Annotated in this window: 3 protein-coding genes; 1 reads left to right on the top strand and 2 read right to left on the bottom strand. The window is 68.1% G+C overall.

Annotation, left to right across the window (positions count from 1 at the left end; translation table 11 throughout):
* Window positions 1-83: 83 nt before the first annotated feature.
* Window positions 84-515 (bottom strand): ATP-binding protein, encoded by a 432-nt coding sequence (locus KME77_RS06115; RefSeq protein ID WP_219462786.1) that lies wholly within the window; start codon window positions 513-515, stop codon window positions 84-86.
* 160 nt (window positions 516-675) lie between these two features.
* A complete protein-coding gene (locus KME77_RS06110; protein ID WP_219462784.1) occupies window positions 676-1,221 on the bottom strand; it encodes a TetR/AcrR family transcriptional regulator in 546 nt (181 codons plus the stop codon).
* A gap of 110 nt (window positions 1,222-1,331) precedes the next feature.
* Between KME77_RS06110 and KME77_RS06105 the strand changes: the two genes are divergently transcribed.
* Window positions 1,332-2,906: an MDR family MFS transporter gene (locus KME77_RS06105; RefSeq protein ID WP_308250571.1), complete on the top strand. Its 1,575-nt coding sequence runs from the start codon at window positions 1,332-1,334 to the stop codon at window positions 2,904-2,906.
* Window positions 2,907-2,976: the final 70 nt, after the last annotated feature.

Below are 2,976 nucleotides of genomic sequence, written 5' to 3'. Positions count from 1 at the left end.
GGCCCGGCCCGGTGCCGGGCCTGACGGCGGACGTCTCGCGTCTTTCAACCGGTCATCGTCGGACGGTGATCACGAACTGTCGTTCAGGTGGTCATGAAGTGCGGGCCGGCCGCGCCCGGGGCGAAGCGCAGGCGCTTCTCCAGGCACACCACCGTCCCGTCCTCACGCCGGTTGGTGAAGCGGACGTCGTCGGCCAGGGCCCGCATGATCTGGATCCCGCGGCCGGACTCGGCGCCGAGCGAGGCCTCGCCGGCCTCGGGCGGGTCGAACCCGTTGCCCATGTCCACCACCCGGATCACGCACAGGTCGTCGTAGACGCCGGCGCTGACCACGTACTCGTCACTCGGGGTGGCGTGCCTGACGACGTTGGAACACGCTTCGGTGAGCATCAGTTCGATGTCGTCACGGACCGATGGCTCCACCCCCAGCGAGTTCAGCGTCGCGTCGAACATCTGCCTGATCAGCGGCACGCTCGCCGCGTCCCTGGGCAGCCGGAGCGCTATCGTGGCCTCCACCGAACCTCCTTTTTACGAACGCGTCCGTGCTCCTGCCCGCTGGGCGACGTCCCAATCGCCCCTCTCGCCACGGCCAGGGCCGCGGAAGGCGCGTTCGCCGTGCTCACCAGGCGTGAGGACGGGGCTCCGTGGTGTGCGGTCAGGGTTTCATGGCGTGCGGTCAGGGCTCCATGAAGCGCAGCGCCACCTCCAGCGAGGCCTTGGTGATCTCCTCCTCGGTCAGCGACTCGTCCTGGGCCATCCACTTGGCCGCGTGCAGCGTGAACAGCGCCATCGAGCGGCTGATCCGCGTGGCCAGCGTGTCGGAGGGCTCGTGGAGCTGCGCGGTCAGCTCCAGCATCACCTCGCGCATCCGGTGGATCTTCGGATGGTCGCGCAGCGCCGTCTGGTTGCGCTCCATGAAGCGCGTGACCTCCCGGTAACGCGGCTGCACGAGCTTGTCGGCGTAGCGCTGGACCAGCTCGCGGCGCGTCTCAGGGGTCTTGGGCTGGGTCCTGACCCAGGCCAGCAGCTCCTCCAGGTCGGCCACGCGCAGCTCGGCCAGGCTGGCGACGATGTCTTCCTTCGTCTTGAAGTGGTAGTAGAGCGCGGCCTTCGTCACACCGAGCTCCTCGGCGATCTCGCGCAGGGAGGTCGCCTCATAGCCCTGCTCGGTGAAGAGCCGCAGCGCGATCTCCTGGATCCGCGTTCGGGTGTCTTCCCGCAATTTGCACCTATTTCCGGGTTATCTGACTTGACGGCCGGCAAGTAAGTTCTGCTAGCTTATCTTATGCTTGCCGGTCGGCAAGTAAGCAAGACGTTCACAGGGGGTGTGTTGTGGCGGAGCAAGTCGGACGCCGCAAGGAGGTCATGGTCGTCCTGCCCGGGCTGATGCTCGCGATGGTCTTAGCCATGCTGGACAACATGATCGTCGGTACCGCCATGCCGACCATCGTCGGCGAACTCGGGGGCCTGTCACACCTGTCATGGGTGGTCACAGCCTATGTGCTGGGCACTACCGTCTCCACACCGATCTGGGGCAAGATCGGCGACCTGTACGGCCGTAAGACCATCTTCATCGTCTCCATCGTCATCTTCATGATCGGCTCCGCGCTCTGCGGCATGGCGGGCTCGGCCCTGCTCGGCGGGCCCGACGGCGGCATGGCCGAGCTGATCGCCTTCCGCGCGTTGCAGGGGCTGGGCGCGGGCGGCCTGATGGTCAACGTGATGGCCATCATCGGCGACCTGGTGCCGCCCCGCGAGCGTGGCCAGTACCAGGGCATCATGGCCGGCGTCATGTCCCTGGCCATGATCGCCGGACCGCTGGTGGGCGGCTTCATCACCGACCACCTCGACTGGCGCTGGGCCTTCTACGTAAACCTGCCCGTCGGCGCCGTCGCCCTGGTCGTCCTGGCGCTCAAGCTGCACCTGCCCAAGCTGCGCAACAAGGTGCGCATCGACTGGCTCGGCGCGATCCTGCTGTCGATCAGCATCACCGCGATGGTGCTCATCACCACGTGGGGCGGCAGCCAGTACGCGTGGGGCTCCTGGCAGATCCTGTCCCTGGTCGCGCTCGCGGTGGTCACTCTGGTGGCGTTCGTGTGGTTCGAGCGCACGGCCGAGGAGCCGGTCATGCCGCTGCAGCTGTTCCGCAACCGCAACTTCACGCTGATCTCGGCCATCGGCTTCCTGCTCGGCTTCGCCATGTTCGGCGCGATCAACTTCCTGCCGCTGTTCCAGCAGACCGTCCAGGGCGCCTCGGCCACCAACTCCGGCCTCCTGCTGCTGCCGATGATGGCCGCCGCCATGGTCGTGTCGCTGTTCGTCGGCAAGGCCATCACCTCGACCGGCAAGTACAAGATCTACCCCGTCATCGGCGGCGTCGGCATGGCGCTCGGCATGTGGCTGCTGTCCACCATGGGCGTCGACACGCCGAGCTGGCAGACCGGCGTGTTCATCGCGGTGCTCGGCCTCGGCATGGGCTTCCTCATGCAGACCACCATGCTGATCGCCCAGAACAGCGTCGAGCAGAAGGACCTCGGCGTCTCCAGCAGCGCCACCACGTTCTTCCGCTCGATCGGCGGCTCGTTCGGCGTGTCGCTGTTCGGGGCCGTGTTCAACAACCACTTCTCCGCCGAGCTGACCTCGCGCTTCGGCGCCCAGGCGGCCGAGCAGGTCACGGCGGGCGGCGGGCGCATGGACCCGGCGGCGCTGGCCCAGCTCCCGCCCCAGATGCGCACGGGGCTGCTGGAGTCGCTGGCCACGTCGATCTCGGGCGTGTTCTGGTGGGCCATCGTGTTCGCGGTGGCGGTGCCGGTGCTGGCGGCCTTCATCAAGGAGATCCCGCTGCGCGGCGGCGCCCCGGTGGCGGAGTCGCCCCAGGAGGAGACGATCACCCCGGCGGCCACCTGACCCGCCGCGTCCGCTCCGCCGTGTCCGCCCCCGCCGATCCGCTCGGCGGGGGCGCCCGTCACTCGGGGGG

It is taken from the genome of Nonomuraea rhizosphaerae, from assembly GCF_019396405.1.
Classification (GTDB): Bacteria; Actinomycetota; Actinomycetes; order Streptosporangiales; family Streptosporangiaceae; genus Nonomuraea; species Nonomuraea rhizosphaerae.
Note: the sequence above shows the minus strand (reverse complement) of the source record. Positions and strands in the feature narration are given on the sequence as shown.